Origin of the sequence: Xanthomonas sp. DAR 80977 (assembly GCF_041240605.1) — a bacterium.
In the GTDB taxonomy this organism is placed as follows: Bacteria; Pseudomonadota; Gammaproteobacteria; order Xanthomonadales; family Xanthomonadaceae; genus Xanthomonas_A; species Xanthomonas_A bundabergensis.
Window position 1 is genome coordinate 274,052 of sequence record NZ_CP162487.1, and the last position, 22,403, is coordinate 296,454.

General features: G+C 70.7%; 23 protein-coding genes. 16 read left to right on the forward strand and 7 right to left on the reverse strand.

Going from position 1 to position 22,403, the window contains the following annotated elements:
* The first annotated feature begins 6 nt into the window (after positions 1–6).
* The 3 genes from ntrC (at position 7) to AB3X10_RS01225 (ending at position 2,950) form a co-directional block, all read left to right on the forward strand.
* Positions 7–1,431 (forward strand): nitrogen regulation protein NR(I), encoded by a 1,425-nt coding sequence (ntrC, locus tag AB3X10_RS01215; RefSeq protein ID WP_369978350.1) that lies wholly within the window; start codon positions 7–9, stop codon positions 1,429–1,431.
* Between the two features lie 223 nt (positions 1,432–1,654).
* Positions 1,655–2,233, forward strand: coding sequence for a superoxide dismutase family protein (locus tag AB3X10_RS01220; RefSeq protein WP_369978352.1), 579 nt, complete (start codon positions 1,655–1,657; stop codon positions 2,231–2,233).
* Positions 2,234–2,305: 72 nt separating this feature from the next.
* Positions 2,306–2,950, forward strand: a complete 645-nt coding sequence (locus tag AB3X10_RS01225; RefSeq protein ID WP_369978354.1) for a superoxide dismutase family protein — start codon at positions 2,306–2,308, stop codon at positions 2,948–2,950.
* Between the two features lie 600 nt (positions 2,951–3,550).
* On the opposite strand, the gene AB3X10_RS01230 is transcribed toward AB3X10_RS01225, so the two are convergent.
* Positions 3,551–4,438, reverse strand: coding sequence for a hypothetical protein (locus AB3X10_RS01230; protein ID WP_369978356.1), 888 nt, complete (start codon positions 4,436–4,438; stop codon positions 3,551–3,553).
* A 103-nt stretch (positions 4,439–4,541) separates the two neighbouring features.
* On the opposite strand from AB3X10_RS01230, the gene AB3X10_RS01235 reads away from it, so the two are divergent.
* On the forward strand, positions 4,542–5,822 hold the full coding sequence (locus AB3X10_RS01235; RefSeq protein WP_369978357.1) for an acetyl-CoA C-acetyltransferase: 1,281 nt from the start codon (positions 4,542–4,544) through the stop codon (positions 5,820–5,822).
* A gap of 180 nt (positions 5,823–6,002) precedes the next feature.
* Positions 6,003–6,575 carry a hypothetical protein gene (locus AB3X10_RS01240; protein ID WP_369978359.1) on the forward strand — a complete coding sequence of 191 codons (573 nt, stop codon included), beginning with the start codon at positions 6,003–6,005 and terminating at the stop codon, positions 6,573–6,575.
* A gap of 114 nt (positions 6,576–6,689) precedes the next feature.
* Here the strand turns inward: AB3X10_RS01240 and AB3X10_RS01245 are convergent, their stop codons facing one another.
* The 3 genes from AB3X10_RS01245 to AB3X10_RS01255 all read right to left on the reverse strand — a co-directional run bounded on the left by AB3X10_RS01245 (position 6,690) and on the right by AB3X10_RS01255 (position 9,828).
* Positions 6,690–7,961: a heme biosynthesis HemY N-terminal domain-containing protein gene (locus AB3X10_RS01245; RefSeq protein ID WP_369978360.1), complete on the reverse strand. Its 1,272-nt coding sequence runs from the start codon at positions 7,959–7,961 to the stop codon at positions 6,690–6,692.
* Entirely contained in the window at positions 7,958–8,935 is a 978-nt protein-coding gene (locus AB3X10_RS01250; protein WP_369978362.1) for a hypothetical protein, read from the reverse strand. Before AB3X10_RS01250 ends, AB3X10_RS01245 begins: the two co-directional genes overlap by 4 nt.
* Before the next feature lie 116 nt (positions 8,936–9,051).
* Positions 9,052–9,828 carry a uroporphyrinogen-III synthase gene (locus AB3X10_RS01255; RefSeq protein WP_369978364.1) on the reverse strand — a complete coding sequence of 259 codons (777 nt, stop codon included), beginning with the start codon at positions 9,826–9,828 and terminating at the stop codon, positions 9,052–9,054.
* A gap of 42 nt (positions 9,829–9,870) precedes the next feature.
* Here AB3X10_RS01255 and AB3X10_RS01260 point away from each other — a divergent pair, with 42 nt between their 5' ends.
* The 5 genes from AB3X10_RS01260 to AB3X10_RS01280 all read left to right on the forward strand — a co-directional run bounded on the left by AB3X10_RS01260 (position 9,871) and on the right by AB3X10_RS01280 (position 12,937).
* Entirely contained in the window at positions 9,871–10,341 is a 471-nt protein-coding gene (locus AB3X10_RS01260; protein ID WP_369978366.1) for a YiiD C-terminal domain-containing protein, read from the forward strand.
* A gap of 37 nt (positions 10,342–10,378) precedes the next feature.
* On the forward strand, positions 10,379–10,798 hold the full coding sequence (locus AB3X10_RS01265) for a hypothetical protein (RefSeq protein ID WP_369978367.1): 420 nt from the start codon (positions 10,379–10,381) through the stop codon (positions 10,796–10,798).
* 53 nt (positions 10,799–10,851) lie between these two features.
* Positions 10,852–11,286: a rhodanese-like domain-containing protein gene (locus AB3X10_RS01270; protein WP_145707171.1), complete on the forward strand. Its 435-nt coding sequence runs from the start codon at positions 10,852–10,854 to the stop codon at positions 11,284–11,286.
* A gap of 88 nt (positions 11,287–11,374) precedes the next feature.
* Positions 11,375–11,893 (forward strand): protein-export chaperone SecB, encoded by a 519-nt coding sequence (gene secB / locus AB3X10_RS01275; protein WP_369978368.1) that lies wholly within the window; start codon positions 11,375–11,377, stop codon positions 11,891–11,893.
* An 18-nt stretch (positions 11,894–11,911) separates the two neighbouring features.
* Complete coding sequence (locus tag AB3X10_RS01280) at positions 11,912–12,937, forward strand: NAD(P)H-dependent glycerol-3-phosphate dehydrogenase (protein ID WP_369978370.1); 1,026 nt, start codon at positions 11,912–11,914, stop codon at positions 12,935–12,937.
* Between the two features lie 172 nt (positions 12,938–13,109).
* On the opposite strand, the gene AB3X10_RS01285 is transcribed toward AB3X10_RS01280, so the two are convergent.
* The 3 genes from AB3X10_RS01285 to AB3X10_RS01295 form a co-directional block, all read right to left on the reverse strand.
* The gene (locus AB3X10_RS01285) at positions 13,110–13,682 is read right to left on the reverse strand and encodes an Ax21 family protein (RefSeq protein ID WP_369978372.1); all 573 of its coding nucleotides are present in this window, start codon (positions 13,680–13,682) and stop codon (positions 13,110–13,112) included.
* A 355-nt stretch (positions 13,683–14,037) separates the two neighbouring features.
* Complete coding sequence (locus AB3X10_RS01290; protein WP_369978374.1) at positions 14,038–14,517, reverse strand: tRNA (cytidine(34)-2'-O)-methyltransferase; 480 nt, start codon at positions 14,515–14,517, stop codon at positions 14,038–14,040.
* A 52-nt stretch (positions 14,518–14,569) separates the two neighbouring features.
* Complete coding sequence (locus AB3X10_RS01295) at positions 14,570–15,046, reverse strand: hypothetical protein (RefSeq protein ID WP_369978375.1); 477 nt, start codon at positions 15,044–15,046, stop codon at positions 14,570–14,572.
* 411 nt (positions 15,047–15,457) lie between these two features.
* Between AB3X10_RS01295 and AB3X10_RS01300 the strand changes: the two genes are divergently transcribed.
* The 6 genes from AB3X10_RS01300 to AB3X10_RS01325 all read left to right on the forward strand — a co-directional run bounded on the left by AB3X10_RS01300 (position 15,458) and on the right by AB3X10_RS01325 (position 22,382).
* On the forward strand, positions 15,458–18,334 hold the full coding sequence (locus AB3X10_RS01300) for a M16 family metallopeptidase (RefSeq protein WP_369978377.1): 2,877 nt from the start codon (positions 15,458–15,460) through the stop codon (positions 18,332–18,334).
* 307 nt (positions 18,335–18,641) lie between these two features.
* Positions 18,642–18,959, forward strand: coding sequence for a DUF4156 domain-containing protein (locus AB3X10_RS01305; protein WP_369978379.1), 318 nt, complete (start codon positions 18,642–18,644; stop codon positions 18,957–18,959).
* 102 nt (positions 18,960–19,061) lie between these two features.
* Complete coding sequence (locus AB3X10_RS01310; RefSeq protein ID WP_369978381.1) at positions 19,062–20,078, forward strand: 3-oxoacyl-ACP synthase III; 1,017 nt, start codon at positions 19,062–19,064, stop codon at positions 20,076–20,078.
* Positions 20,079–20,167: 89 nt separating this feature from the next.
* Positions 20,168–21,331, forward strand: a complete 1,164-nt coding sequence (gene fic / locus AB3X10_RS01315) for a protein adenylyltransferase Fic (protein WP_369978384.1) — start codon at positions 20,168–20,170, stop codon at positions 21,329–21,331.
* On the forward strand, positions 21,328–21,483 hold the full coding sequence (locus AB3X10_RS01320) for a hypothetical protein (protein ID WP_369981996.1): 156 nt from the start codon (positions 21,328–21,330) through the stop codon (positions 21,481–21,483). Before fic ends, AB3X10_RS01320 begins: the two co-directional genes overlap by 4 nt.
* Positions 21,480–22,382, forward strand: coding sequence for an alpha/beta fold hydrolase (locus AB3X10_RS01325; protein ID WP_369978385.1), 903 nt, complete (start codon positions 21,480–21,482; stop codon positions 22,380–22,382). Before AB3X10_RS01320 ends, AB3X10_RS01325 begins: the two co-directional genes overlap by 4 nt.
* The last annotated feature ends 21 nt before the right edge of the window (positions 22,383–22,403 follow it).

Consider the following 22,403-nt stretch of genomic DNA (forward strand, 5'->3'; position numbering starts at 1 on the left):
ATTCCGATGACCGAATCCCTGGAAGGATCGCAACGCATCTGGGTGGTCGACGACGACCGCTCGGTCCGCTTCGTGCTGTCCACCGCCTTGCGCGACGCCGGCTACAGCGTGGACGGCTTCGACAGCGCCGCCGCGGCGCTGCAGGCGCTGGCGCAGCGGCCGTTGCCGGACCTGCTGTTCACCGACGTGCGCATGCCCGGCGACGATGGACTGGTGCTGCTGGACAAGCTCAAGGCCGCGCATCCGCAGCTGCCGGTGATCGTGATGTCCGCCTACACCGACGTGGCTAGCACCGCCGGCGCGTTCCGCGGCGGCGCGCACGAATTCCTGTCCAAGCCGTTCGACCTGGACGACGCGGTGGCGCTGGCCGCGCGCGCGCTGCCCGAGGCCGGCGCCGCCGTCGAGGCCGCGTTGCCGGTCTCCAGCCACGGCAGCGCCGAACTGATCGGCGACACCCCGGCGATGCGCGCGCTGTTCCGCGCCATCGGCCGCCTGGCGCAGGCGCCGCTGTCGGTGCTGATCAACGGCGAGACCGGCACCGGCAAGGAACTGGTCGCGCACGCGCTGCACACCGAGTCGCCGCGCGCGCGCAAGCCGTTCGTCGCGCTCAACACCGCGGCGATCCCGGCCGAACTGCTGGAAAGCGAACTGTTCGGCCACGAGGCCGGCGCCTTCACCGGCGCGCAGCGGCGCCACATCGGCCGCTTCGAACAGGCCGACGGCGGCACCCTGTTCCTCGACGAGATCGGCGACATGCCGCTGCCGCTGCAGACCCGGCTGCTGCGCGTGCTGGCCGAGAACGAATTCTTCCGCGTCGGCGGCCGCGAACTGATCCGGGTCGACGTGCGGGTGATCGCCGCCACCCACCAGGACCTGGAAGCGCTGGTCGAGCAGGGCCGCTTCCGCGCCGACCTGCTGCACCGGCTGGACGTGGTGCGGCTGCAGCTGCCGCCGCTGCGCGAACGCCGCGCCGACGTGCCGCAACTGGCCGAGAACTTCCTGGCGATGGCCGCGCGCAAGCTCGACACGCCGCCCAAGCGGCTGTCGCCGGCGGCGCTGGACGCGCTGCGCGGCTACGCCTGGCCGGGCAACGTGCGCGAGCTGGAGAACGTGTGCTGGCGGCTGGCCGCACTGGCGCCGGCGGAGGTCATCGACGCGCACGACGTGGACGGCGCGCTGCTGCGCGGCAGCCGCCGCGAGCGCAGCGGCGAGGGCGGCGAATGGGACGCGCAGCTGTCGGCATGGGCGCAGCAGCGCCTGACCGACGGCGCCGAGGGCCTGCACGCCGAAGCGCGCGACCGCTTCGACAAGGCGCTGCTGGAAGTGGCGCTGCGCTTCACCCAGGGCCGCCGCGCCGAAGCCGCCGCGCGCCTGGGCGTGGGCCGCAACACGGTCACCCGCAAGCTGGGTCCGGGACGGCGCCGCCGCTGAGTTGCCGGGACTCGGGACTCGGGACCGGGGACTCGGAAAGCACGCTTGCTTGCTCTGATCGCTCCGCAGACTCCGTAAGCCAACAGCTGCGACGCTCTGCCGAACCCCGAACCCCGAACCCCGAACCGGCGCGCAGCGCCGGTTAGACTTGCGCGCCGGCGCCGCCTTCATGAGCTGTGAACGGCCCTCCCTCTAGTTTTCGCTGCACAAGGAGCCAATGCCGATGCGTTACGGGTTGCATGCCATCGTGGGAAGCGCGTTGCTGATACTGGCCGGCTGCAGCAGTGCGCCGCCCGCCGCGCCGCCGCCGCCGCCAAAGGCGCCGCCGTTGCCGGTGAGCGGCACCGCGCAGCAGGCGCAGGCGGTGCTCGCCCCGGCCTCGGGCAGCCTGGTCAGCGGCAAGCTGTCCCTGGTGACGGCGCCCGGCGGCGTGCGCATCACCGGCACCCTCGGCGGCCTGCAGCCGAACCGCGGCTTCGCGTTCCACGTGCACGAGCGCGGCGATTGCAGCGCGGCCGACGCCAGCAGCGCCGGCGGCCACTTCAACCCGCTCGGCGCGCCGCACGGCCGCGCCGGCAGCGGCCCGCACCATGCCGGCGACATGGACAACCTCAGCGCCAACGCCGACGGCGTCGCCCAGGTCGACGTGCTGCTGCACGGCGTGGTGCTCGGCGGCGGCGCGGCCAACGACATCGCCGGCCGTGCGCTGGTCGCGCATGCCGACGCCGACGACTACCGCAGCCAGCCGGCCGGCAACGCCGGCGCGCGCGTGGCCTGCGGCGTGATCCGCGTGCTGCGCTGACCCCTTCATCCGCCCCGGGGCCTGCCCCGCGGCGAACGTCCGCATTCCGCGGCCCCTTCAAGGAGAACCACCATGCGTACGCTTCCCACCGTCCTGTTCCTGGCCACCACCCTAGCGCTCGGCGCCTGCAAGCGCGAAGAAGCGCCGGCTGCCGATGCGCCCGCCGCGGCAACGACGCCGGCCGCCACCCCGGCACCGGCGGCCGAGCCGGCACCTGCCGCCGCCGCGGACACCCAGGCCGCCGCCAACGCCGCGCTGAGCCCGACCCAGGGCAACCAGGTCGCCGGCGAGGTCAAGTTCAATACGGTCGATGGCGTCGTGCACGTCACCGGCACCATCACCGGGCTCAAGCCCAACAGCGAGCACGGCTTCCATATCCACGAATTCGGCGACTGCAGCGCGCCGGACGGCAGCAGCGCCGGCGGCCATTTCAACCCGGCCAAGTCCGAGCACGGCCAGGTCAGCGCCGATCCGCACCACGGCGGCGACATGCCGAACCTGAAGGCCGACACCGAGGGCAAGGCCACGATCGACGCGGCGGTGTCCAACAACGTCAACATCGGCAAGGGCGACGGCTTCGACATCCTCAACCACGCGGTGATCGTCCATGCCGACCCGGACGACTACAAGACCCAGCCCACCGGCAACGCCGGCGGCCGCCTGGCCTGCGGCGTGATCAAGGGCAACGCGAGCGCGGCGGCCCCTTCCGCGCAGTAAGCGGCAGGTCGTCGCACGCCTGTGCAAGCGCGACGCCGGTGGCTTCGGGCCATCGGCGGCGACGGGGTCTGACGTCGGCAAATCCGCCGGCTTCGGAGCCGCCGGTCGGGATTGAAACCGCTTCTACGGCCCCTGTGCAGGGCGCCAGAAGGAAATGCGTCCGCTTGTGTAGGAGCGGCTTCAGCCGCGACGAGCGGAGTCGGGACGTTGGCCGGCTTCGGCAGCAGTCGGGACTGAAGTCCCTCCCACAGTGCACCCAGCCAGCGCGACGAACTCCCGTGTGGAAGCGACTTCAGTCGCGACGAGCGAAGCCGGGAAGTCGGCCGGCTTCGGTGCCCATCTGTGTCGATGGTTCGAGGCGGCATCTGCAGGGGAGGCTGCCTGCTTCGGCACAGGTCGGGTCGAAACCCCATCTACAGAACGCTCAGCGCCGAGCCGCAACGCCTGTGGGAGCGACTTCGGTCGCGACGCACGACGCGATAGACGGTGGCGTTGGACAGCATCGGCGCCGACGCGCTAATCGCAGGACCACGCGGCTAGAGCGCCGCAAGTTCGCTTGCGCGCCTCAGTCACCCGTGCCGCCCTGCGATCAAACGCGATTCACGCCGCCAGCAACGCCTGCCTCGCGTCCTGCCCGGCCTCGCAATGCACGTACAGCACCGGCATGCCGTGCGCTTCCAGCACCGCGGCCAGTTGCCGCTGCCGCGCCAGGTATTGTTCGTAGACCCGCTGCAGGCGCTCGCAATCCTGCCGGTCGTGGGCGTAGTGCGCGCACCAGCTGGCCGGGTCGAACAGGGCCATGCGCACCTCGCCGCCGCGGTAGCGCAGCAGCGGCTCGGGCGGGCTGGCCAGCCACTCTTCCTGCTCCGGCGCCAGCAGCGCGGTCTCGATCAGCGGCCACAGCGGCGCCAGGCCCTGGTTGTCGTACTGCATCGACATCATCGCGGCCAGGTCGTTCGCGGTCAGGTAGCGCGCGTGTTCGATCTGCGCGCCGAACGCCTGCTGCGCCAGCAGCGCGGTGTCCGGCTGCGCCATGCCCTGCGCCAGCAGCACCTCTTCCAGCGCCTCGGCGACCGGCTGCAGCGTGTCGGCCGGCCCGCTGAGCAGGAACGGCACCACCCGCAGCGCGCCGCCGAGCAGCGCGGCATCGGCCTGGAACGGCAGCGGCACGGCGCCATCGGCATCGGCGCCGAACGCCAGCAGGCGCGGGCCGGCGTCGCGGCCGGGCGCGCGCGCGCGCAGCTCGTCCAGGCGCCGGTGCATCGGCCAGCCGGGGCGCAGCACCTCGGCCGGGTCGAAATGCGCCCCGGCCAGGCTCAGCTCCAGCTCGCGCACCGCCGGCACCAGTTGCGCCAGGTCGCGGCCGACCTTCTCGGCCAGTTCCCCGGCCAGGGCATGCGGCAGCGCCGCGTGGGCCGGGGCGAGCCCGGCGGACAGTTCCAGGGCGATCACGCCGTGGGCATTCATGCTGGCAATGGCTTGGCTCATGGCTTGGCGGTTGGCCCGTCGCGGGCGCAAAGCTACACTCGCTTCATTATGCCTGCGCTAACGTGCAGGCCATGTCCCCGACCCCCTCGCGCGAGGTAACCCCATGCCAGTAGCCCGTCCCGTCGCCATTCTCGGCGGCGTCCGTATTCCGTTTTGCCGCCAGAACACGGCGTATGCGGATGTCGGGAACCTCGGCATGTCGGTGCGCACGCTGGGCGCGCTGGTCGAGCGCTACGGCCTGCACGGCCAGCAGCTGGGCGAGGTGGCGATGGGGGCGGTGATCAAGCACTCCAGCGACTGGAACCTGGGCCGCGAGGCGGCGCTGTCGTCGGGGCTGTCGCCGCTGACCCCGGGCATCACCCTGCAGCGCGCCTGCGGCACCAGCCTGGACAGCGTCATTACCGTGGCCAACAAGATCGCGCTGGGGCAGATCGAGTCGGGCATCGGCGGCGGCTCGGACACCACCTCCGAGGTGCCGATCGTGTACGGCAAGAAGCTGCGCGCGCGGCTGCTGGCCGCCAACCGCGCCAAGAGCACCGGCGACAAGATCCGCGCGCTGACCCGCAGCTTCAAGTTCGCCGAACTCAAGCCGGAGTTCCCGGGCGTGGCCGAGCCGCGCACCGGCAAGAGCATGGGCGACCACTGCGAGGACATGGCCAAGCAGTGGAACATCTCGCGCGACTCGCAGGACGCCTGGGCGGTGTCCTCGCACCACAAACTGGCCGCCGCCTACGAACGCGGCTTCTTCGCCGACCTGATCGCGCCGTTCCGCGGCGTGGAGCGCGACAACATCCTGCGCGCCGACACCTCGCTGGAGAAGCTCGCCACGCTGAAGCCGGCGTTCGACAAGATCAGCGGCCGCGGCACCCTGACCGCGGCCAATTCCACCCCGCTGACCGACGGCGCCGCGGCGGTGCTGCTGGCCTCTGAGGAATGGGCGCAGGCGCACGGCCACGTGCCGCTGGCCTACCTGCGCGATGCGCAGGTCGCGGCGGTGGACTTCGTGCACGGCGAAGGCCTGCTGATGGCGCCGACCATCGCCGTGCCGGACATGCTCAAGCGCCACGGCCTGCGCCTGCAGGACTTCGACATCTACGAGATCCACGAAGCCTTCGCCGCGCAGGTGCTGTGCACGCTGCGCGCCTGGGAGAGCGAGGACTACTGCCGCACCCGGCTGGGCCTGGACGCGCCGCTGGGGCAGATCGATCCGGCCAAGATCAACCCGCTGGGGTCCTCGCTGGCCACCGGCCACCCGTTCGCGGCGACCGGCGCGCGCATCGTCGCCACCGTGGCCAAGCAGCTGGTGGAACGCGGCGGCGGCCGCGCGCTGATCTCGATCTGCACCGCCGGCGGCATGGGCGTGGTGGCGATCGTCGAGCGCTGAACGCAGACCCGGGATACGGGCGCGCGTCTCCCGCGCGCCCGGCCGTGCCGGCGCGCCGCGGCGCGATCCGATTCGCCGTCCTCGCCATCGGCGCTTATCGCCGCGCATCCGCCGCGTTACCATGCGCGCCGATTCGCCTGCGCCACGCAGGCGGCACGCGGTGCGCAGGGGGCGCATGCCATGAGCCAGCAGGACAGTTTCAATCCGTACCAGGCGCCCGACGCCGTCATCCAGCCCGCGACGCTGCCGCCGCCGCTGCCCGGCGAGGCGCTGTGGCGCGACGGCAAGGATCTGCTGTGCCTGCGCGATACGCCGTTCCCGGCGCATTGCGTGAAGTGCGGCGTGGCGCTGCGCAACGACGAACTGAAGAAGCGCACGTTCTACTGGCATGCGCCGGGATGGTACGTGCTGATCCTGGTCAGCATCGTGATCTACGCGATTGCGGCGTTGATCGCGCGCAAGCGCAGCAGCCACGTGCTCGGGATGTGCGCGGAGCACCGGCACCGGCGCAACCGTTTCGTGCTGCTCACCGCCGGCGCATTCCTCGCCGGTCCGCTGCTGGGATTCGGCGTCGGCGGCGACCTTGGGCTGTGGCTGGGAGTGATCGTGTTCCTGGGCATGCTGATCGCCGGCATGATCGGCGCGCGCATCCTGGTGCCGCGGCGCATGGACGAGCGCTATGCGCGCTACAGGGGCGTGGCGCCTGCGTTCCTGGCGCGCCTGCCGACGCTGCCGCCCGCGTTGCGGCGCTGAGGTCGGTGCGGCCGGCCAGGCGCCGGCCTTGCGATCATCGAACCGGGAAGCCGGCGCCGGCCGCAGCCGACGCCTGTCTCCCTCGACGGCGCGTCGTCCCGGGCGCCGCCGGCCTCATTCCTGCAGGCGCGGGAATCCATGTTCGTCGCGGCGCTCGGCGAGGCCCGGCTCCGGATCGAGCGGGACCACCGGCGCGGTGATGGCCTCGGGCAGCGGCTGCGCGGGTTCGCCGCGCTGCACGCGCAATGCGTTGGCGTAGCAGCGCTGCGCCATCAGCATGTCGCCGGCGTCGGCGTAGCCATCGCCGAACGCCTCCCAGGCCTCGGCGCCGGCGCCCAGCGCCAGCGCGCGGTGCAGGAACTCCTCCGACTGCGGCCACTGTTGCTGCTGACGCGCCAGCCGCGCCAGGGTCAGCAGCAGGCCCGGGCTGTCCGGATGGCTCTGCAGCCAGCGCTGCGCGCTGGCGCGGCGCGAATCGTATTTCTCCACCGGCAGGCGCCCATACAGCGCCGCCAGGCCTTCGTCCCAGCGCGTCTCCAGCGCCTGCTCCACGCTGCGCAGCGCCGCGTCGTCCCAGTGCAGCGCGGCGGCGCGGACCGCGTAGGCCTCGACCACCGCCGGTTCGCTGCGCAGCGACTTGGGCAGGCTTTCCCAGCGCTCGGCCAGCGCGTTGGCATCGGTCGCCTGTTGCAGCGAGGCCGCGGCCAGGCGCGCTTCCAGCGGGCCGATCGCGTCCAGCGGCAGCGCCTGCTGCTGGCGGATCGCGCCGAGCTGTCCGTAGGCTTCGCCGGCGCGGCCGATGCTGGCCAGCGCCTCGGTGCGCAACAGCAGCCCGCGTGGCGGCAACGGCTGCGCCGTTGCCACGTCCAGCGCATTGATCGCATCGACCGGACGCTGCTGGGCCAGGTGGCGTTCGCCCTGCAGCAGCGCGTGCACGCCCGCGTCGCGCTCGGCGAGGCGTTGCAGGTAGCCGCTGGCGGCCTCCGCGTCGGCGCGCGCGTCGGCCGCGCGCACCGCCGCGACCAGGGCGATGGCGCTGACCTCGGGATCCTCCGCGGCGGCGTTCAATTGCTTGTCGGCGCGCGTCCACTGGCCGTTGTGCAGCGCGGTCAGGCCGTCGATCAGGCGCGCGCGCGACTGCTTGCGGCGATGCCGGCCCCAGGCGCGGAACGGGAAGCTGAGCAGGTTCCACAGCAGCCACAGCGCCAGGAAGGCGATCACCAACAGCAGCGCCGCCTGCGGCAGCGGCGAGATGTAGTCGTTGCCGCCGGCGCGCACGATCACCTCGCCCAGGTCGCCCAGCCTGTCCTGCGCCAGCCATTGCGCGCCGATCACGCCCAGCGCGATCACCACCAGCAACACGATCACGGAACGTAGCGATTTCATGGTTGGCTCCTTACGTCGCGCATGCTGCGCAACTGCTGCAGGGTGGTGCCCAGCTCGGGAATGGCGGGGCGCAGGGCGGCGTTGCGCAGGGTCTGCAGCGTGGCGCGGCGTTCGCGCAGCGGCGCCGAATCCGGCCACAGGCGCTGCAGCCAGGTGCCGGCGCGGGCCAGCGCGCTGCGGTAGCCGCGCGCATCGCCGCGTTCCAGCGCGGCGCGCGCCAGGCTCAGGTCCAGCTGCAGCGCGTCGCGCGCGGCGATCCGCTCCGAGCGCGCGGCCAGCACGCCGCCCTGCGCCGGGCGGATCTTGACCAGCGGCGACAGCAGCCGCTGCCACAGCGGCGCCTGCGCCTGTTCGGGCAGTTGCGTGGGCAATGCGTCCAGGCTGGCGGCGAAGGCGTCCAGCTGCGCCGACAGGCGCGCCTGCGGCCCGTCGCCGAGCGCGTCCAGCGCGGTGCGCTCCTGCAGCAGCACCTGGCGCAGATTGAGGTAGCGCGGATCGTCCACGCCTTCCAGCACGCCGCCGGCCAGCGCATAGGCGCGGCGTGCGCCCTGGGTATCGCCGGCCACGTCCAGGCGCTGCTGGCCCTGGCTCAGCAGCAGTTCCACCTCGTCCAGGCGCAGCGCCTGCGCGCCGTGGCGATTGGAGTCGGCGAGCTTGGCCACGTTGTCCTCGAGCAGCGCGCTGCGCTGGCTCAGGCCGAGCATCTCGTCGCGCAGCACGCGGTTGGTGCTGGCCGCGTCCTGCACCCGCTGCACGGTGGCGCGCTGGTCGCGGCGCAGCGTGTCCAGATTCTGTTGCAGCGCCTGCAACTGCAGTTGCGTCTCGGACTGCTCGGCCAGCGCGCGCGCATTGCGCGCCTGCCACCAGTCCCAGCCGCGCCAGCCGGCCAGCGCGAGCGCCGCCAGCATGGCCAGCACCAGCAGCAGCCAGATCCAGCGCGTGGAGCGGCGGGGCGTGGGCGAGATTTCGGTCATCGGCGGCATCCTTGTGGCGCTGCGTCCCGTCGCGCCGATGGCGACGGCCGGACGCACGGCACGCGGGAGCATGGCGTGAGCGGCACCGCGGCCGCAAGCCGCTTGCCGGCCCGCGTTCAGCGAGGTGGCGAGCGCGTCACGATCGCGGCGGCGGCCGTGGCCAGTTGCCGCGGCAATGGCCCGGCGGCGCGGGCGATGTCGGCGAAGCCGAGTTCGGCCGCCTGCGCGGCCAGCCGCGCGCTGGCCGCGACCAGCGGCCGCGCCCGCCATGCCGCGGCCAGATCGTCGGGCAGCTGCGCCAGCACCAGCCGCAGCGCTTCGCCGCTGCTCAGCGCCAGCACGCCCGGGGCGGCGCCGCGCAGCTGCGCGATGCGCGCCGCGGTCAAGCGCAACGGCACCCGGCAGTAGACGTCGGCGCGCTGCAGCGGCGTGCCGCGCGCCTGCAGCTGCGCGGCGATCAGGCCGCGCCCGCCCGGCGCGGTGACCAGGCCGACGGCGCCGTCGATGGCGGCCAGCTGCGGCAGCGCGAGCAGGCCGTCGCTGTCCATCCGGGCCGGCACCGCGACCTGCGCGATGCCATGGCGGCGCAGCGCGCGCGCGGTGCCGGCGCCCACCGCCAGCCAGCATTGCCCGGGCGCGGCCGCCAGCGGCTGCAGCGCCGCGGCCGCGCGCACCGCCGCCGGGCTGCTGAAGACCACCCGCGGCGCGGCCAGCGCCAGCGCCAGCGCGGCGCGCGTGGCGTCGTCGGCGCAGGCCTGCAGGCGCCAGGGCGACACCGCCAGCAGCCGCGCGCCGACCCGCGCCGCCGCGCGCCGCAGCGGCGCGTGCTCGCCTTGCGGGCGCAGCGAGATCAGGGTCCAGGCCGCGGCGGCCGCGGTTGCATGTGCGCTCATGCCAGGCATTATGCGAGCCCCTCCCGGCAGCACAATCGCACCATGGCAGCGGATCTTCCTTTCGATGCGTTCCTGCAGCAGTTGCAGCGGCAGTTCGAGGCGATGCCGCCGGTGGCGGCGCTGCAGGTCGCGCTGCACGGCTACGCCGAGCAGCGCCTGCACCTGGCCGCGCCGCTGGCGGCCAACCTCAACGACAAGGGCAATGCCTTCGGCGGCAGCCTCGGCTCGGTGATGACCCTGGCCGGCTGGGCGCTGGTCAATTGCGAACTGCACCGCGCCGGCTTGCAGGCCGACGTCTACGTCGCCGATACCCAGGTGCGCTACCTGGCGCCGCTGTACGCCGACCTGCACGCGCAGGCCAGCGCCGATGCGGAGGCCGACTGGGACACGTTCGTGCAGACCTTCCGCCAGCGCGGCCGTGCCCGGATCGGCATCCGCGCGCAGGTCGGGCCGGCCGCCGGCGCCGCGGCGGCGACGCTGAGCGGGCGCTTCGTCGCCATCGCGAAAGGGTAGGATGCGCGCACCGCTCGCGCCTACCCGGGGATCCGCCATGCACTCGATGTTCCGCGCCCTGGCGCTGCTGCTGGTGCTCGGTGTCGCCGGCACCGCGCTGGCCGGCAGCCGCAGCCAGCAGAGCAAGCTCGACGACCTGCAGACCGCGTACGGCGCGGCGATCCGCTGGAGCGAGTTCGAGTCGGCCTGGGAGGCGGTGGACCCGGCCTACCGGCAGGCGCATCCGCTGACCGACCTGGAGCTGGAACGCTACCGCCAGGTGCAGGTGTCCTCCTACAAGGTCGGGCGGGTCGGCGCGCTGGATGGCGACGTGGTGCGCGACATCGAGCTGGGCGTGATCAACCGCAACACCCAGGCCGAGCGCATCGTGCGCTACCGCGAGCGCTGGCGCTGGGATGCGCAGGCCAAGACCTGGTGGCTGCTGGACGGCCTGCCGGACTTGTGGAACGGCCAGTAGCGCCGCCGGCCAGCTGTGCGACAATCGGCGCCCGCTTCCAGCCCCCTATTCCCGTGAACTTCGAAGAACTGCTGGCCTTCGCCGGCCGCAACCCGATGCTGGCCCTGGCCCTGGTCGGCCTGACCATCGCCCTGATCGTCACCGAAATCGCGCGCCTGTTCCGCGGCTTCAAGACCCTGCGCCCGGCCGAACTGACCCTGCTGATCAATGCCGGCAACGCGGTGCTGGTCGACCTGTCGGCCGCGGCCGATTTCGAGAAGGGCCACATCGCCGGCAGCCGCAACGCCACGCCGAGCCAGTTCGGCCCGGAGCACAAGCTGGTGGCCAACGCCAAGGCCTCGCCTGTGGTGTTGGTGTGCCGCACCGGCAACACCGCCGATGCCGCCGCCAAGCAGCTGAAGAAGGCCGGCTTCGAGCAGGTGTACGTGCTCGACGGCGGCATCGCCGCCTGGCAGCAGGCCGACCTGCCGCTGGTCAAGGGCCGCTGATCGCGCGGCCCGGCCGGGCGCCGAGCGCCGCGGCCGGCATGTGATAATCCCGATTCTTTCTGTTACCTGAATCCACCGGAGTCAAGAAATGTCCGACGTCACCAACAACGGCGCCACGGCGCCGGCCGAAGCCGCGGCTGGCCCCGCTTTCACCATCGAGAAGATCTACGTCAAGGACGTGTCCTTCGAGTCGCCGAACGCGCCGGCGGTGTTCAACGACAACGTGCAGCCGGAGCTGCAGCTCAACCTCAACCAGCGCGTGCAGCGCCTGAACGAGCAGGCCTTCGAAGTGGTGCTCGCGGTGACCCTGACCTGCACCGCCGCCGGCAAGACCGCGTACGTGGCCGAAGTGCAGCAGGCCGGCGTGTTCGGCCTGGTCGGCCTGGACCCGCAGGCGGTGGACGTGCTGCTCGGCACGCAGTGCCCGAACATCCTGTTCCCGTACGTGCGCGCGCTGGTCAGCGACCTGATCCAGGCCGGCGGCTTCCCGCCGTTCTTCCTGCAGCCGATCAACTTCGAAGCGCTGTATGCCGAGACCCTGCGCCAGCGCGCGCAGCAGGGCGAGACCCAGTCGCTGGCCGACTCGGAGCCGGCCGGCAACGCCTGAGCGCGTTCGCCGTTGCGCATGGGCGATAACGCCGCCAAGAAGATCGCCGTGCTCGGCGCCGGCTCCTGGGGCACCGCCCTGGCCGCGCTCGTCGCCCGGCACGGTTTCCCGACCGTGCTGTGGGGGCGCGACGCCGCCGTCGCCGAGGCGATCGGGCAGCGCCACGAGAACCCGCGCTACCTGCCGCAGATCCCGCTGCCGGCGGCGCTGCAGGCCACCACCGACCTGGCCGAGGCCGTGCGCGGCGCCGACTGGATCCTGGTGGTGGTGCCGTCGCACGCCTTCACCGAGACCTTGCGCCAGCTGGCGCCGCTGCGCCCGCCGCAGGCCGGCGTGGCCTGGGCGACCAAGGGCTTCGAACCGGGCTCCGGGCGCTTCCTGCACGAAGTCGCACAGGAAATCCTGGGCGAGGACGTGCCGCTGGCGGTGGTGACCGGGCCGTCGTTCGCCAAGGAAGTGGCGCTGGACCTGCCGACCGCGGTGACCGTGCACGGCGATGCCGCGTTCGCGCAGCAGGTCGCCGACGCGATGCACGGCCCCACCTTCCGCGCCTACACCGGCGACGACATGGTCGGCGCCGAGCTGGGCGGGGCGATGAAGAACGTGCTCGCGGTGGCCACCGGCGTGGCCGATGGCATGGAGCTGGGCTTGAACGCCCGCGCCGGCCTGATCACCCGCGGCCTCAACGAGATGCTGCGGCTGGCCGCGGCGATCGGCGCCAAGCCGGAAACGCTGATGGGCCTGGCCGGCCTCGGCGACCTGGTGCTGACCTGCACCGGCGACCTGTCGCGCAACCGGCGCCTGGGCCTGGCCCTGGGCCGCGGGCAGACCCTGCCCGACGCGGTCCGCGCGATCGGCCAGGTGGTCGAGTCGGTGCAGACCGCCGACGAGGTGATGCGCCAGGCCGAACGCCATGGCATCGACCTGCCGATCTCCAACGCGGTGCGCGCGGTACTGCACGGCGAGCTGACCCCGGCGGCGGGCCTGCAGCAGTTGCTGGCGCGCGAGCGCAAGCCCGAGTACCCGACCACGCTGTTCAGTTGACCGCTTGCGGTTGCGCGGACACGAAAAAGCCCGGCTCCGGCCGGGCTTTTTTTATGTCCGCAGTCGTTCGCGCTGCCGGTCGCGCAAAAAAAGAAGCCCGGTCCTTGGACCGGGCTTCGAACCGCACGCAGCGGGAGAGAGAGACGCTGCGCGCAGTGCTACGCGGTGCCGCTTACCAGCTGAAGCGCGGGCCGACGAACCATTCCTTGTCGCCGTCGCGGTTCATCTTCAGGTCCGCGCTCAGGCCCCAGTTCTGGTTGAGCTTGGCCTGGGCGCCGAGGCGGCCGTAGAACTCGCCGTCCGGGTTGATGCCGTCCTTCTTGGTGTAGTCCTCGTAGCCGCCCAGCGCATACACCTCGAGGTACGGGTTGAACGCGGTACGGATGCCCACTTCGGCGCTGTAGCCGTTGAACTTGGTGCCGTATTCCGGATCGAAGCGGTTGTAGGCCACGCGGGTCACCAGGTCGGTGCTGGTCGAGATCTCGTGGTTGTAGCCGGCGCCGATGCGCCACTGGTCGACGTCGACGTCGCCGAAGTCGGTCTTCTGGCGGTTGAAGTCGCCGAACACGCTGAAGTTCGGGTTGATCGCGTAGGAGCCCTTGACGGCCCAGCCGTCCGCGTCGCCGCCGTCGGCGTCGGTCTTGATGTAGCCGCCTTCGACGTAATTGTAGGAAAGGCCTTCGGCCGCGGAGGCAGCGAACGGCAGAGCGACCAGGAGGCCGAGAGCGAGCAGAGAAGTCTTCATGATCGGGATACCCTTGTTATTGGTTTGGTCGGCGCTGAGGCGTGGGCCGTTCGCTGCCGATATGTAAATTATCCGTTAGCGACCCGAACTTGCCCTGAATTTCAAACTGACCAGTACATAAATTAGACGCCGTGTTCAGGAACTTTTGGGGTGCAGTTGCTTGACGGCCCCCGGGCGACTGAAATCGGTTCCGGTGTGCAGCCGAAGAGCGGCCCCGCTGGTTCGATCTGTCGATACATGGATGGAGACGCCATGCGCGCGCCAATGGCGCGGTCGCGCGTCAGGTCCGTCGTCGCGGCGGACATGCATTCGCGCGCCGGATGCCGGCGAGGCCGTCCGGCGCCCGCCGCGCGCTTCAGTCCGCGCCGGGGAAACCCAACTGCCGCCAGGCCTCGAACACCACCACCGCCACCGCGTTGGACAGGTTGAGGCTGCGGTTGTGCGGGCGCATCGGCAGGCGCAGGCGCTGCGCGGGCGGAACCTGCTCCAGCACCTCGGCGGGCAGGCCGCGGGTCTCGGGGCCGAACAGGAACGCATCGCCGTCGGCGAAGGCGGGCGCATCGTAGCGGGTCGTGCTGCGGGTGCTCAGCGCGAACAGGCGGCGCGGGGCGATGCGCTGCAACGCGGCGTCCAGCGAAGCGTGGACCTGCAGGCGTGCGTACTCGTGGTAATCCAGGCCGGCGCGTTTGAGCTGCTTGTCGCCGAGGTCGAAGCCGAGCGGCTCGATCAGGTGCAACTGCGCGCCGGTGTTCGCGCAAAGGCGGATGGCATTGCCCGTGTTGGGCGGTATTTCGGGTTGGAACAGCAGGACATGCAGCGTGGGCGTGGCGGTCATCGGCGCAGTTTACGCGCCGGCTCCGGCCTGCGCCGGCGAAGCGTGCGCCGGCTCAGCGCGCCAGGCTGGTGGTCAGGTCCTGGCTCAGGTTCTGCAGGCTCGGCTGCAGTTGCAGCATCGCGTTGTCCAGGGCGCCGCTGACCACGTTGCCGATCGCGAACACGCTCTGGGTGTCGGCGCTCGGGCGCACCTGCACCGCTGCCAGGGTGACCACGCGCTGGCTGCTCGCCTGTTCGGCATCGCGCTGGGCGAGCTGGTCGGCGGACGGACGCACCTGCACCGAGGCCAGCGTGGCGATGCGGCTGGACAGTTCGGCATCGCGCTGCGCCAGCTGCTCGGCGGAGGGGCGCACCTGCACCGTGGCCAGGGTGGCGATGCCGCTGTTGCGCTCGAACGTGCGCTGGGCGATCTGCTCGGCCGACGGGCGGACCTGCACGGTATCCAGGGTGGTGATGGTCGGCGCGGCGATTGCCGGCGCGGCGAGCAGGGCGGCGATGGCGAAGGTCAGGGCGAAGGAAGCGGTTTTCATGGCGGGCCTCGTTGGTGTTGTTGAGCAGTGGTGTGGTAGTAATGTAGTACACCTAATCAGGGCATGCAAGAACTTTCTTCTGTTTTTTCTTTTGATTAAGCTTTTGTTCATTATTTGGTCGAGCAGTTCGTGCTGCATCTGTGCAGAGCAGATCCCGTGCCAACTTCAAAGCATTGATATGGATGGGTTTTTTTGCGGGCAACGTGTCCGCGGGCGGACACCCGGTCGCTCGCGTACGTCCGTCTGCGGTCGGTCGGCCGCGTCGCCGGCGCCGCCATCGGCGCAGCGCGTTCGGCATCGGGCCTGCCGGCAATGGCCGCGAGCGGGCCGAACGGCATACGCAGGCGCGGGTGCGGGCCGTTACGATTGAGGCCTCGCCGTGTTTCCACTCATTACCCAAAAGGAACTTGCATGACCGTGTCGATCCGCCCGCGTGGGGCGCTGCTGGCCATCGCCCTGTCCACCGCGCTCGGCGCGCTGAGCTACGCCCCGCCCTCGAATGCGGCAAGGCAGCCGGCCGCCGCGAAGGTGGACATCGCATTCGAGCAGTTCACCCTGCCCAACGGCCTGCGCGTGGTGGTGCATACCGACCGCAAGGCGCCGATCGTGGCGGTCAACCTCTGGTACCACGTCGGCGCCAAGGACGAGCCGGCCGGGCGCACCGGCTTCGCGCACCTGTTCGAGCACCTGATGTTCCAGGGCAGCGAGAACCACCACGGCGAATTCTTCGAACCGTTCAAGCAGGTCGGCGCCACCGACCAGAACGGCACCACCAACAGCGACCGCACCAACTATTTCGAGAACGTGCCGACCACCGCGCTGGACATGGCGCTCTGGATGGAATCCGACCGCATGGGCCACCTGCTCGGCGCCATCGACCAGGCCGCGCTCGACGAACAGCGTGGCGTGGTCCAGAACGAGAAGCGGCAGGGCGAGAACCAGCCCTACGGCCAGGCCTGGGACAAGCTGAGCCGCGCGCTGTATCCGAAGGGCCACCCGTACCACCACAGCGTGATCGGCTCGATGAACGACCTCAACGCCGCCTCGCTGGCCGACGTGAAGCAGTGGTTCCGCACCTGGTACGGGCCGAACAACGCGGTGCTGGTGCTGGCCGGCGACATCGACGTGGCCACCGCGAAAGAGAAGGTGGCGCGCTACTTCGGCGACATCCCGGCCGGGCCGAGCATGGCGCAGCCGCCGGTCGACGTGGCCCCGCGCGCCGAGTCCACCCGCGAGACGATGACCGACAAGGTGCCGCAGGCGCGCATCTACCGGATCTGGAACGTGGCCCAGACCGGCACCGAGGACATCGACCGCCTGCAGCTGCTGGCGCAGGTGCTGGGCGGGGCCAAGTCGTCGCGGCTGGACCGGCGGCTGGTGCACGAGGACAAGCTGGTCGACCAGGTCAGCGCCGGCGCCTGGCCGTCGCAGCTGGGGTCCAGCTTCGGCATCATCGCCACGGTGAAGCAGGGCGTGGATCCGGCCAAGGTCGAGGCGGTGATCGACGAGGAACTGCGCAAGCTGCTCGACAAGGGGCCGGACAAGGACGAACTGCTGCGCGCCAAGACCGCGTTCCGCGCCGGCTTCGTGCGCGGCATCGAGCGCATCGGCGGTTTCGGCGGCAAGGCCGATGCGCTGGCCGAGTGCGCGGTGTTCACCGGCGACCCCGGGTGCTTCCGCACCTCGCTGGCCACGATCGAGTCGACCCGCGCGCGCGACCTGAAGGCGGTGGGCCGCAAGTGGCTGGGCAAGGGCGACCACACCCTGGTGGTGGAGCCGGGCGAGCGCGTGGCGCTGGCCGAGGAGCCGGCGGTGCAGCCGGCGCCGCTGAACCCGCCGCCGGTCGATCCGAAGTACCGCACGCTGCCCAGCGTGGTCGACCGCAGCGCCGGTCCGCCCAGGACCAGCCAGTTCCCGCAACTGAAGTTCCCGGCGCTGCAGCGCGCCACGCTGAAGAACGGCACCCGGCTGATCCTGGCCGAGCGCCACGACGTGCCGGTGGTGCAGTTCAGCTACGAATTCCCGGGCGGCTTCAGCGCCGACCAGGGACGCAAGTCGGGCACCGCCAACTTCACCATGGGCATGCTCGACGAGGGCGCCGGCGAGCGCGACTCGCTCGGCTTCGCCGATGCCGCGGACACGCTGGGCGCCACGCTCGGCGCCGGCGCCTCGCTGGACGGCAGCAACGCCTACCTGTCGGCCTTGAAGGAGAACCTGGCGCCGTCGCTGGCGCTGTACGCCGACATGCTGCGGCGCCCGCGCTTCGAGCAGAAGGAGATCGACCGGATCAAGGCGACCTGGATCGCCGGCATCCGCCAGGAGAAGGCGCAGCCCAACGCGGTGGCGATGCGGGTGTTGCCGCCGCTGCTGTACGGCGACGGCCATCCGTACGCGATCCCGTTCAGCGGCAGCGGCACCGAGCCGGCGATCGCGGCGCTGCAGCGCGAGGACCTGGTCGGCTTCCAGCGCGACTGGATCCGCCCCGAGCAGGCCACCCTGATCGTGGTCGGCGACACCACCCTGGCCGAGGTGGTGCCGCTGCTGGACGCGCAGTTCGGCGACTGGAAGGGCGAGGGCACGGCGCCGTCGCTGCAGGCGCCGGCGGCGGTCGCGCGCCCGGCCAAGCCGCGGGTGTACCTGATCGACCAGCCGGGCGCGGTGCAGGCCAACCTGTTCGCCGCCGAGCTGGTGCCGCCGACCACCGATGCGTCCTCGATCCGCTTCGACACCGCCAATGGCGTGCTCGGCGGCGACTTCACCTCGCGGCTGAACATGAACCTGCGCGAGAACAAGCACTGGTCCTACGGCGCGCGCAGTTCCGCCTCCAACGCCCTGGGCCAGCGTCCGTGGTCGGCCGCCGCGCCGGTGCAGATCGACAAGACCGCGCCGGCGCTGCAGGAGATGCAGAAGGAGATCAGCGCCTTCGCCAGCGGCAAGGCGCCGCCGACCGCGGCCGAGGTGGAGCGCATCCGCAACATCCAGACCCTGAGCCTGCCCGGCGCCTACGAGACCGCCAACGCGGTGCTCGGCGCCATCGGCGGCATCGTCCGCTACGGGCGGCCCGACGACTACGTGTTCAAGCGCAAGGCCGAGATCGAGGCGCTGACCCCGGCGCAGGTGCGCGAGGCGGCGGCGACCCTGGATGCGAACGCGCTGACCTGGGTGGTGGTGGGCGACCTGAAGCAGATCGAGCGCCCGGTACGCGCGCTGAAGCTGGGCGAGGTGACGGTGATCGACGCCGACGGCAAGCCGCAGGGCGCGCCTGCGCCGGTCGCGCCCAAGCGCTGAGGCCGGGAGGGGACGGGCGACGCCTGGCGCGCCCGGATGCGCGAGACGCTTTGCGCCGTACCCTCACCCCAACCCCTCTCCCGGTGGGAGAGGGGCTCAAGCTTCCGGTGTGAGAGGGATTGGGCATGTTCCTTCCCCCGCCGGGGGAAGGTGGCCCGCAGGGCCGGATGAGGGTAGGGGCGAAGCCCCGCGCGGTGCCGTCCGTGGCCGGCTCCGGTGCGCTTGGCGGCCCCGGGTCCGGCGGCGTCATTGCCAATTCAGCGATCTGCGGCACAATCCGGGTTCCTCCAGCCTGCGGTCCCCGTCCATGCGCCTACCGATCGCCTTGTGCCTGCTCGCCAGTCTCGCCGCCTGCACCTGGGTGCCGATGGCGCCGGAAGGCAAGACCGTGCGCGTGCTGCCGCCAGGGCAGGCGCCGGCGGGCTGCGAGAAGCGCGGCGAGGTGGTGGTATCGGTGAAGAGCAGCGTGGGCTTCTACCAGCGCAACCCGCTGCGGGTGCGCGAGGAACTGGAGACCCTGGCGCGCAACGAGGCCCCGGGCGTCGGCGCCAACACGGTGCAGGCGATGGGCGAGCCGGCCGATGGCGACCAGCGCTATGCCGCCTATCAATGCGGCGCTCGCTGAACAGGTTAAGCCATACGCTGCGTTCCAATTTGTTAAAGATGCGGTAAAACCGGGCAGCCGCTAGAATTGGCGCCCCTTCGCCTTATCCCGGCGTACATCTCGATGCTCTTCAACAATGTCTCCATCGCGGGACTGGCGCATATCGATGCGCCGCACACGCTGACCTCCAAGCAGATCAACGAACGCCTGCAACCGACCTACGACCGTCTCGGCATCCGCACCGACGTGCTCGGCGACATCGCCGGCATCCACGCGCGGCGCATGTGGGACGCGGACATGCAGGCGTCCGATGCGGCCACCCTGGCGGCGCGCAAGGCGATGACGGACGCGGGCATCGACGCCGGCCAGGTCGGGCTGCTGGTCAATACCTCGGTCAGCCGCGACTACCTGGAGCCGTCCACCGCCAGCATCGTCTCCGGCAACCTGGGCGTGGGCGAGCAGTGCATGACCTTCGACGTCGCCAATGCCTGCCTGGCCTTCATCAACGGCATGGACATCGCGGCGCGGATGATCGAGCGCGGCGAGATCGACTATGCGCTGGTGGTGGACGGCGAAACCGCCAACCTGGTGTACGAGAAGACCCTGGAGCGGATGACCTCGCCGGACGTGACCGCGCAGGAATTCCGCGACGAGCTGGCCGCGCTGACCCTGGGCTGCGGCGCCGCGGCGATGGTGATGGCGCGCGCCGAGCTGGTCCCGGACGCGCCGCGCTACCGCGGCGGCGTGACCCGCTCGGCCACCGAGTGGAACAAGCTGTGCCGGGGCAACCTGGACCGCATGGTCACCGATACCCGGCTGTTGCTGATCGAGGGCATCAAGCTGGCGCAGAAGACCTTCATCGCCGCCAGGCAGGCGCTGGGCTGGGCGGTGGACGAGCTGGACCAGTTCGTGATCCACCAGGTCAGCCTGCCGCACACCCAGGCCTTCATCAAGAACTTCGGCATCGACCCGAAGAAGGTGATGACCATCTTCGGCGAGCACGGCAACATCGGCCCGGCCAGCGTGCCGATCGTGCTGAGCAAGCTGCGCGAGCTGGGGCGCCTGAAGAAGGGCGACCGGATTGCGCTGATGGGCATCGGCTCGGGCCTGAACTGCTCGATGGCCGAGGTGGTCTGGTAACGAGTCCGGATTGGCTCGCAGCAGTGCAAGACGTGTTAAAAAAAATGGATTTTTAGTACACGTCATTGCATCATGTTCGTTCCCCGAACATGACTGACGCAGCCATGGAAGATGTGTCGACGTTCAAGGCCGAGTTCCCGTACAACGATCTCCCGTTGCTTCCGCCCACGGGAGACATCGAGACACGGAGCCTGCTCAAGGCCTGCATCAATGCCCGCACCGCGTTGGCCGAGCTGAAACAGGCCACTGCGCTGTTGCCTAATCCCACCGTGTTGATCAACACGATTCCAATCCTCGAGGCTCAGGCCAGTTCGGAGATCGAGAACATCGTCACCACGACGGACGACCTGTTCCGCTACGCCGACGATCAGGACAAGGCACAGAAGCCCGCCACCAAGGAGGCATTGCGCTACCGCAGTGCTCTCTATGAAGGTTTCCAGTCGTTGCAGCAGCGCCCCCTCTGCACGGATACCGCGGTCGTCGTCTGCAGCCGCATCAAGGCGGTGCAGATGCAGATCCGCCGCGTCCCCGGTACGGCCCTGGCCAACGACCAGACCCAGCAGGTCATCTATACCCCGCCAGTGGGCGAAACGCTGCTGCGCGACAAGCTGGCCAACTGGGAGCGCTTCATCCACGAGCACACCGACATCGACCCGCTGATTCGCATGGCGGTCGCGCACTACCAGTTCGAAGCCATCCACCCCTTCACCGACGGCAACGGACGCACCGGGCGTGTGCTGAACCTGCTGATGCTGATCGAGCAGGGGTTGCTCGACCTGCCGGTGCTGTATCTGTCGCGCTACATCATCCGCCACCGCAGCGACTATTACCGCCTGCTGCTGGACGTGACCCGGCATGGTCGCTGGGCCGACTGGATCCAGTACATGCTCAGCGCCGTGGCCGAGACGGCTGCATGGACCACGGCCAAGATCCAGGCGATCCGCGGGTTGGAGGCGCAGGCCCGCGACTACATCCGCAGCCATGCGCCCAAGGCCTATAGCCGAGAGCTGGTGGAGGTGATCTTCAACCAGCCCTACTGTCGCATCCAGAACGTCGTGGACGTGGTGGGCGTGACCCGGCAGACCGCTGCGCGTCAGCTGAAGGAGTTGGTGGAGATTGGCGTGTTGCAGGAGCAGCGCCTGGGCAAGGAAAAGCTGTTCCTGCACCCTGCGTTTCTGCGCCTGCTCTCCAATGACGACCATCATCTGCCTGCCTACCGCGTGGCTGCGCCTGACGAGGAATCCGTGGCGTGATCGGCAAGCACGGTGCGGTCCATCGAGACGATGGCGCAGTGGTCATGGTGGGACGTGAGCGCGGCGAGCGTGATTTCTTCTACCTGCGCGAGTTGGGCGGACGCCTACGAAGCGCGGGTTCCTTCGATCTGGATCGGATGCGATTTGCATGAACTACCCCGGCTACCCCTTCACCCCGCAGCGCTTCCAGGTCCGTCCGGGGCTGGCGATGTCCTACCTCGACGAAGGCCCGCGCGACGGCGAGGTGGTGCTGATGCTGCACGGCAATCCGTCGTGGAGCTACCTGTGGCGGCATCTGGTGACCGGCCTGTCGGACCGCTACCGCTGCATCGTGCCCGACCACATCGGCATGGGCCTGTCGGACAAGCCGGACGATGCGCCGGGCGCGCAGCCGGGCTACGACTACACGCTGCAGTCGCGGGTGGACGATCTCGATGCGCTGCTGCGGCACCTGGGCATCGACGGGCCGGTGACGCTGGCGGTGCACGACTGGGGCGGCATGATCGGCTTCGGCTGGGCGCTGTCGCACCACGCGCAGGTCAAGCGGCTGGTGATCACCAACACCGCCGCGTTCCCGCTGCCGGCGGCCAAGCCGATGCCGTGGCAGATCGCGATGGGCCGGCACTGGCGCCCCGGCGAGTGGTTCATCCGCACCTTCAATGCGTTCTCCTCCGGCGCCTCGTGGCTGGGCGTGTCGCGGCGCATGCCGGCGGACGTGCGCCGCGCCTACGTGGCGCCCTACGACAGCTGGGCCAACCGCATTTCCACGATCCGCTTCATGCAGGACATCCCGCTGTCGCCGGCCGACAAGGCCTGGTCGCTGCTGGAACGCTCGGCGCAGGCGCTGCCGTCGTTCGCCGACCGCCCGGCCTTCATCGGCTGGGGCCTGCGCGACATCTGCTTCGACCATCACTTCCTGGCCGGCTTCCGCCAGGCGCTGCCGCAGGCCGAGGTGATGGCGTTCGAGGATGCCAACCACTACGTGCTCGAAGACAAGCACGAGGTGCTGGTGCCGGCGATCCGCAGGTTCCTGGACACGCATCCGTTCTAGGCGGCTGCGCGGTGCCGCTGC

Excerpts from the sequence above, each read along its gene's own strand:
- AB3X10_RS01280 (WP_369978370.1), top strand. The coding sequence starts at position 11,912 with ATGGGCGATAACGCCGCCAAGAAGATCGCCGTGCTCGGCGCCGGCTCC.
- AB3X10_RS01230 (WP_369978356.1), bottom strand. The coding sequence starts at position 4,438 with ATGAGCCAAGCCATTGCCAGCATGAATGCCCACGGCGTGATCGCCCTG.
- AB3X10_RS01325 (WP_369978385.1), top strand. The coding sequence starts at position 21,480 with ATGAACTACCCCGGCTACCCCTTCACCCCGCAGCGCTTCCAGGTCCGT.
- AB3X10_RS01235 (WP_369978357.1), top strand. The coding sequence starts at position 4,542 with ATGCCAGTAGCCCGTCCCGTCGCCATTCTCGGCGGCGTCCGTATTCCG.
- AB3X10_RS01310 (WP_369978381.1), top strand. The coding sequence starts at position 19,062 with ATGCTCTTCAACAATGTCTCCATCGCGGGACTGGCGCATATCGATGCG.
- AB3X10_RS01265 (WP_369978367.1), top strand. The coding sequence starts at position 10,379 with ATGCACTCGATGTTCCGCGCCCTGGCGCTGCTGCTGGTGCTCGGTGTC.
- ntrC (WP_369978350.1), top strand. The coding sequence starts at position 7 with ATGACCGAATCCCTGGAAGGATCGCAACGCATCTGGGTGGTCGACGAC.
- fic (WP_369978384.1), top strand. The coding sequence starts at position 20,168 with ATGACTGACGCAGCCATGGAAGATGTGTCGACGTTCAAGGCCGAGTTC.
- AB3X10_RS01225 (WP_369978354.1), top strand. The coding sequence starts at position 2,306 with ATGCGTACGCTTCCCACCGTCCTGTTCCTGGCCACCACCCTAGCGCTC.
- AB3X10_RS01255 (WP_369978364.1), bottom strand. The coding sequence starts at position 9,828 with ATGAGCGCACATGCAACCGCGGCCGCCGCGGCCTGGACCCTGATCTCG.
- AB3X10_RS01245 (WP_369978360.1), bottom strand. The coding sequence starts at position 7,961 with ATGAAATCGCTACGTTCCGTGATCGTGTTGCTGGTGGTGATCGCGCTG.
- AB3X10_RS01240 (WP_369978359.1), top strand. The coding sequence starts at position 6,003 with ATGAGCCAGCAGGACAGTTTCAATCCGTACCAGGCGCCCGACGCCGTC.
- AB3X10_RS01220 (WP_369978352.1), top strand. The coding sequence starts at position 1,655 with ATGCGTTACGGGTTGCATGCCATCGTGGGAAGCGCGTTGCTGATACTG.
- AB3X10_RS01305 (WP_369978379.1), top strand. The coding sequence starts at position 18,642 with ATGCGCCTACCGATCGCCTTGTGCCTGCTCGCCAGTCTCGCCGCCTGC.
- AB3X10_RS01250 (WP_369978362.1), bottom strand. The coding sequence starts at position 8,935 with ATGACCGAAATCTCGCCCACGCCCCGCCGCTCCACGCGCTGGATCTGG.
- AB3X10_RS01285 (WP_369978372.1), bottom strand. The coding sequence starts at position 13,682 with ATGAAGACTTCTCTGCTCGCTCTCGGCCTCCTGGTCGCTCTGCCGTTC.
- AB3X10_RS01295 (WP_369978375.1), bottom strand. The coding sequence starts at position 15,046 with ATGAAAACCGCTTCCTTCGCCCTGACCTTCGCCATCGCCGCCCTGCTC.
- AB3X10_RS01300 (WP_369978377.1), top strand. The coding sequence starts at position 15,458 with ATGACCGTGTCGATCCGCCCGCGTGGGGCGCTGCTGGCCATCGCCCTG.
- secB (WP_369978368.1), top strand. The coding sequence starts at position 11,375 with ATGTCCGACGTCACCAACAACGGCGCCACGGCGCCGGCCGAAGCCGCG.
- AB3X10_RS01290 (WP_369978374.1), bottom strand. The coding sequence starts at position 14,517 with ATGACCGCCACGCCCACGCTGCATGTCCTGCTGTTCCAACCCGAAATA.
- AB3X10_RS01260 (WP_369978366.1), top strand. The coding sequence starts at position 9,871 with ATGGCAGCGGATCTTCCTTTCGATGCGTTCCTGCAGCAGTTGCAGCGG.